2 protein-coding genes, 2 tRNA genes and 3 rRNA genes are annotated in these 6,454 nt (G+C 42.2%); 6 read left to right on the top strand and 1 reads right to left on the bottom strand.

Annotated features, from left to right (window positions below; all coding sequences use genetic code 11):
* Window positions 1-184: 184 nt before the first annotated feature.
* The 6 genes from CVS92_RS08555 (at window position 185) to CVS92_RS09310 (ending at window position 6,105) form a co-directional block, all read left to right on the top strand.
* Window positions 185-1,695 (top strand): 16S ribosomal RNA (locus CVS92_RS08555).
* 94 nt (window positions 1,696-1,789) lie between these two features.
* Window positions 1,790-1,866 (top strand) — tRNA-Ile (locus CVS92_RS08550).
* A 12-nt stretch (window positions 1,867-1,878) separates the two neighbouring features.
* A tRNA-Ala gene (locus tag CVS92_RS08545) sits at window positions 1,879-1,954 on the top strand.
* A gap of 326 nt (window positions 1,955-2,280) precedes the next feature.
* Window positions 2,281-5,184: ribosomal RNA gene (locus CVS92_RS08540) — 23S ribosomal RNA — on the top strand.
* A gap of 133 nt (window positions 5,185-5,317) precedes the next feature.
* A 5S ribosomal RNA gene (gene rrf / locus CVS92_RS08535) occupies window positions 5,318-5,436 on the top strand.
* Together the 16S, 23S and 5S rRNA genes with 2 tRNA genes alongside form the textbook arrangement of a ribosomal RNA operon.
* Window positions 5,437-5,658: 222 nt before the next feature.
* On the top strand, window positions 5,659-6,105 hold the full coding sequence (locus tag CVS92_RS09310; RefSeq protein ID WP_107789166.1) for a helix-hairpin-helix domain-containing protein: 447 nt from the start codon (window positions 5,659-5,661) through the stop codon (window positions 6,103-6,105).
* A 146-nt stretch (window positions 6,106-6,251) separates the two neighbouring features.
* On the opposite strand, the gene CVS92_RS09195 is transcribed toward CVS92_RS09310, so the two are convergent.
* Window positions 6,252-6,454 (bottom strand): Rrf2 family transcriptional regulator (locus CVS92_RS09195; RefSeq protein ID WP_219808382.1); only part of this gene is annotated, 203 nt, incomplete at its 5' end.

Below are 6,454 nucleotides of genomic sequence, written 5' to 3'. Positions count from 1 at the left end.
GTTCTTTTAACTTACAATTGTTAAACTATTAGTCAATCTTTGAAATCTAAACAAGTGATCGATTGAGCCAGTCTATTATTTTATAATTTATAATAGATTAGACAAACCAATAAATAAAACTAAAAGTTTTTTTGATTAAAAACTTCATAATAAAATCCTATCAAATAAATTTTGCTAGGTAATTAATATGGAGAGTTTGATCCTGGCTCAGAGTGAACGCTGGCGGCGTGCCTAATACATGCAAGTCGAACGGACAAGTAAGAGCTTGCTCTTATGAGTTAGTGGCGCACGGGTGAGTAATGTATAGCTAATCTGCCCTACACTAGAGGACAACAGTTGGAAACGGCTGCTAATACTCTATACTCCTATCTTACATAAGTTAGATAGGGAAAGTTTTTCGGTGTAGGATGAGGCTATATTGTATCAGCTAGTTGGTGAGGTAATGGCTCACCAAGGCTATGACGCATAACTGGTCTGAGAGGATGATCAGTCACACTGGAACTGAGACACGGTCCAGACTCCTACGGGAGGCAGCAGTAGGGAATATTGCTCAATGGGGGAAACCCTGAAGCAGCAACGCCGCGTGGAGGATGACACTTTTCGGAGCGTAAACTCCTTTTGTTAGGGAAGAACAATGACGGTACCTAACGAATAAGCACCGGCTAACTCCGTGCCAGCAGCCGCGGTAATACGGAGGGTGTAAGCGTTACTCGGAATCACTGGGCGTAAAGGACGCGTAGGCGGATTATCAAGTCTCTTGTGAAATCCTATGGCTTAACCATAGAACTGCTTGGGAAACTGGTAATCTAGAGTGAGGGAGAGGCAGATGGAATTGGTGGTGTAGGGGTAAAATCCGTAGAGATCACCAGGAATACCCATTGCGAAGGCGATCTGCTGGAACTCAACTGACGCTAATGCGTGAAAGCGTGGGGAGCAAACAGGATTAGATACCCTGGTAGTCCACGCCCTAAACGATGTATACTAGTTGTTGCTAAGCTAGTCTTGGCAGTAATGCACCTAACGGATTAAGTATACCGCCTGGGGAGTACGGTCGCAAGATTAAAACTCAAAGGAATAGACGGGGACCCGCACAAGCGGTGGAGCATGTGGTTTAATTCGAAGATACGCGAAGAACCTTACCCGGACTTGATATCTAACAAATCATCTAGAGATAGAAGAGTGTCTGCTTGCAGAAATGTTAAGACAGGTGCTGCACGGCTGTCGTCAGCTCGTGTCGTGAGATGTTGGGTTAAGTCCCGCAACGAGCGCAACCCACGTCATTAGTTGCTAACAGTTCGGCTGAGCACTCTAATGAGACTGCCTTCGTAAGGAGGAGGAAGGTGTGGACGACGTCAAGTCATCATGGCCCTTATGTCCGGGGCGACACACGTGCTACAATGGCATATACAATGAGAAGCAATATCGCGAGATGGAGCAAATCTATAAAATATGTCCCAGTTCGGATTGGAGTCTGCAACTCGACTCCATGAAGCCGGAATCGCTAGTAATCGTAGATCAGCCATGCTACGGTGAATACGTTCCCGGGTCTTGTACTCACCGCCCGTCACACCATGGGAGTTGATTTCACTCGAAGCCGGAATACTAAATTAGTTACCGTCCACAGTGGAATCAGCGACTGGGGTGAAGTCGTAACAAGGTAACCGTAGGAGAACCTGCGGTTGGATCACCTCCTTTCTAGAGTACATATAGATATTCTCTCACAAGATATCTATAAGAAAGATATTCTCAATCATCCTTGTTTAGTTTTGAAAGATTGATAGACCTATAGGGGCCTATAGCTCAGCTGGTTAGAGTGCACCCCTGATAAGGGTGAGGTCACAAGTTCAAGTCTTGTTAGGCCCACCAGAGAATTTAATTGGGGAATTAGCTCAGCTGGGAGAGCGCCTGCTTTGCACGCAGGAGGTCAGCGGTTCGATCCCGCTATTCTCCACCATAAAATAGTTTAACTATATTAAGTCTAATTAGAGAGCTTAAAAATTAAACTTTCTAATTAGACTTTTGTCTAAATGTTCTTTTAATTAATATTGTTAATAGTCACAAGCAAGTTTTAAAAACAATTTTACAGGACTTGTTAAAGATTTAAATTTCTATTCTCTTTGCATTTAATGCAAAAGTTTGACATCACAATCTATTTAGGATTTAAAACTTATCTAAATAGTAGTCAATGCTTTCCGTCTTGAGAGCTAGAATTTAAATATAGTAACATAAAGTTATCTTTAACAAGGAAGTGATGCGAATTAGAATAATCTAATATAGAAAAGGTAAGCTACAAAGAGCAAGTGGTGGATGCCTTGGCTAGTAGAGGCGATGAAAGACGTGCCAGGCTGCGATAAGTCTCGGGGAGCCGTCAAGGGGCTTTGATCCGGGAATTTCTGAATGGGGCAACCCAGTTAAGCGCGAGCTTAACTACCTAATATGGAGCGAACGAGGGGAATTGAAACATCTTAGTACCCTCAGGAAAAGAAATCAAAAGAGATTACGCTAGTAGCGGCGAGCGAACGCGTAAGAGGGCAAACCGTTAGTTTACTAACGGGGTTGTAGGACTGCAATATAGACTAAACTTAGCTAATAGAATAATTTGGAAAGATTAAGCATAGAGGGTGATACTCCCGTATATGAAAGCTTTGTTTTACTTAGCAGTATCCTGAGTAGGGCGGAACACGTGATATTCTGTCTGAAGCTGGGTAGACCACTATCCAACCCTAAATACTACTACTAGACCGATAGTGCACAAGTACCGTGAGGGAAAGGTGAAAAGAACTGAGGTGATCAGAGTGAAATAGAACCTGAAACCATTTGCTTACAATCATTCAGAGCCCTATGATTTATCAGGGTGATGGACTGCCTTTTGCATAATGAGCCTGCGAGTTGTGATGTCTGGCGAGGTTAAGGAAACCCGGAGCCGTAGCGAAAGCGAGTCTTAATAGGGCGTTTAGTCAGACGTTGCAGACCCGAAACGATGTGATCTATCCATGAGCAGGTTGAAACCGGTGTAAGAGCCGGTGGAGGACCGAACCCGCTAGCGTTGAAAAGCTATGGGATGACTTGTGGATAGGGGTGAAAGGCCAATCAAACATCGTGATAGCTGGTTCTCTCCGAAATATATTTAGGTATAGCGTCATGTAGTAACACTGGGGGGTAGAGCACTGAATGGGCTAGGGCATACACCAATGTACCAAACCCTATCAAACTCCGAATACCTAGTGTGTAATCATGGCAGTCAGGCGGCGAGTGATAAAATCCGTCGTCGAGAGGGGAACAACCCAGACTAACAGCTAAGGTCCCTAAATCTCATTTAAGTGGAAAACGATGTGGAGTTACTTAAACAACCAGGAGGTTGGCTTAGAAGCAGCCATCCTTTAAAGAAAGCGTAATAGCTCACTGGTCTAGTGATTCTGCGCGGAAAATATAACGGGGCTAAAATGAGTACCGAAGCTTTAGACTTAGTTTTACTAAGTGGTAGGAGAGCGTTGTATTTGCGTTGAAGGTATACCGGTAAGGAGTGCTGGAGCGAATACAAGTGAGCATGCAGGCATGAGTAGCGATAATTGGGGTGAGAATCCCCAACGCCGTAAACCCAAGGTTTCCTACGCGATGCTCGTCATCGTAGGGTTAGCCGGGTCCTAAGCAAAGTCCGAAAGGGGTATGCGATGGAAAATTGGTTAATATTCCAATGCCAACTATAATGTGCGATGGAAGGACGCTTAGAGTTAAGCAAGCTAGCGGATGGTAGTGCTAGTCGAAAGGTGTAGGTTAAGATCCAGGCAAATCCGGATCTTTTTAAGCCGAGACCCCACAGGCGTTTGAAGTTCTTCGGAATGGATAGCGAATTGCCGATACTGTCGAGCCAAGAAAAGTTTCTAAGTTTAGTTATAGTTGCCCGTACCGTAAACCGACACAGGTGGGTGGGATGAGTATTCTAAGGCGCGTGGAAGAACTCTCTTCAAGGAACTCTGCAAAATAGCACCGTATCTTCGGTATAAGGTGTGCCTAACTTTGTGAAGGATTTACTCCGTAAGCATTGAAGGTTACAACAAAGAGTCCCTCCCGACTGTTTACCAAAAACACAGCACTCTGCTAACTCGTAAGAGGATGTATAGGGTGTGACGCCTGCCCGGTGCTCGAAGGTTAATTGATGACGTTAGCTCTGCGAAGCGTTTGATCGAAGCCCGAGTAAACGGCGGCCGTAACTATAACGGTCCTAAGGTAGCGAAATTCCTTGTCGATTAAATATCGACCTGCATGAATGGCGTAACGAGATGGGAGCTGTCTCGAAGAGGGATCCAGTGAAATTGTAGTGGAGGTGAAAATTCCTCCTACCCGCGGCAAGACGGAAAGACCCCGTGGACCTTTACTACAGCTTGACACTGCTATTGGGATAAAAATGTGCAGGATAGGTGGGAGGCTTTGATCCATAGACGCCAGTTTATGGTGAGCCGTTGTTGAGATACCACTCTTTTTTATTCTGATAGCTAACTAGCTTGAGTTATCCTCAAGTAGGACAATGTCTGGTGGGTAGTTTGACTGGGGCGGTCGCCTCCCAAAATGTAACGGAGGCTTACAAAGGTTGGCTCAGAACGGTTGGAAATCGTTCGTAGAGTATAAAGGCATAAGCCAGCTTAACTGCGAGACATACACGTCAAGCAGAGACGAAAGTCGGTCTTAGTGATCCGGTGGTTCTGTGTGGAAGGGCCATCGCTCAAAGGATAAAAGGTACCCCGGGGATAACAGGCTGATCTCCCCCAAGAGCTCACATCGACGGGGAGGTTTGGCACCTCGATGTCGGCTCATCGCATCCTGGGGCTGGAGCAGGTCCCAAGGGTATGGCTGTTCGCCATTTAAAGCGGTACGCGAGCTGGGTTCAGAACGTCGTGAGACAGTTCGGTCCCTATCTGCCGTGGGCGCAAGAAGATTGAGGAGAGTTGACCCTAGTACGAGAGGACCGGGTCGAACCAACCACTGGTGTACGAGTTGTTCTGCCAAGAGCACCGCTCGGTAGCTATGTTGGGATGTGATAACTGCTGAAAGCATCTAAGCAGGAAGCCAACTCCAAGATGAATCTTCTTTTAAGAGCTCATATAGACTATGTGTTTGATAGGCTGGGTGTGTAATGGATGAAAGTCCTTTAGCTGACCAGTACTAATAGCTCGTCTGCTTATCTTTTAATAAGCATCACTTCCTTGTTAAGGATAAAAACTTAATAAGATATGTTTTTATAAAACTTTGTTTATGACTTTTAACTTTATCAAGTAGTGTTAAATAAGAGATTTATATGATATATCTTTTATTTAACACTGCCCGTTACTATACAGACGAGGAAACGCCTTGCTCCATCTCGAACCAAGAAGCTAAGCTCGTCCTGGCTGATGATACTCTCCCTTACTGGGATGTTGGAAAAGTAGGTCGTTGCGGGCTTTGTTAATTTTTAATCTTCTTTATCTAAACAATCATCTTTTAATATTTATTTCTTAATTTATAATAAAATATCAAATCTTACATTTATTTATATTTTTAAATAATCAGACTCTTTATCTCTATGCTTATAAATATCTCTTAGTTTATACTTTTATACGAGTGTTGACTAAAAACACCAAATATGATAGACTCCAAACCCAAATTTACCCAAAAAGGACAAAAATGAAAAAGATTATATTCTCACTATTAGCAGCAGCTTCTACATTACTAGCAGCCATAAATTTAAACACTGCCACAAAAGAAGAGTTAATGAGCTTAGATGGTATAGGTTCTTCAAAGGCAGATGCAATAATAGAGTATAGAAAAGCAAATAAATTTAACTCAATAGAAGATATAAAAAATGTAAATGGTATAGGCGATAAGACATTTGAAAATTTAAAATCAGATATATCAGTATCAGGCACTACAAAGATAGATGACACAAAATCAAAAATAAAATCTAAAAAAGATGAGATAAAAGAAAAAGCAAGTAAAAAGAGTGATGAAGCAAAAGAGAAAAAAGATAGTGCTAAAGATGATAGTATAAAAGAGATAAAAGATAAGAAAGAAAAGCTAAAAGATAAAGCAGAGAAAAAGAGTAAAGCTAAAAAAGAGAAGAGCAAAGAGTAATAAATCTAGAAATTTATAAAAATTCTTACATAAAGTATATAAAAATAGTTAGGAGCGCATAGCGTTCCTAATAAAAAATAGATTGGTTTTTTATATATCAGCCTACTTTTTAAATTCTATAACTTAGTTTATCTACTTTTTAAATTTTATAAATTAATAAGCTCATCTAATAGATCTTGTAAAGTAATACTCCTTAAACTATCCTCTAAAGCTTCTTGTGCTTTTAGGAAGTGGTTGGTTAAGAGGCCTTCGATCTTGCCACCAAGTGGGCAAGCTTTAGGTGAGTCAGAGTGGATCTTGAAAAGTTTTTCTTTATCATTTACTGCGTTGAAAATTTGAAGGAGGGTTA

The organism is Campylobacter concisus (genome assembly GCF_003048555.1).
Lineage (GTDB): Bacteria > Campylobacterota > Campylobacteria > Campylobacterales > Campylobacteraceae > Campylobacter_A > Campylobacter_A concisus_AO.
Note: the sequence above shows the minus strand (reverse complement) of the source record. Positions and strands in the feature narration are given on the sequence as shown.

What these genes read in the sequence shown, in the direction of transcription:
- CVS92_RS09310 (WP_107789166.1), top strand. Translation starts at nt 5,659, where the DNA reads ATGAAAAAGATTATATTCTCACTATTAGCAGCAGCTTCTACATTACTA.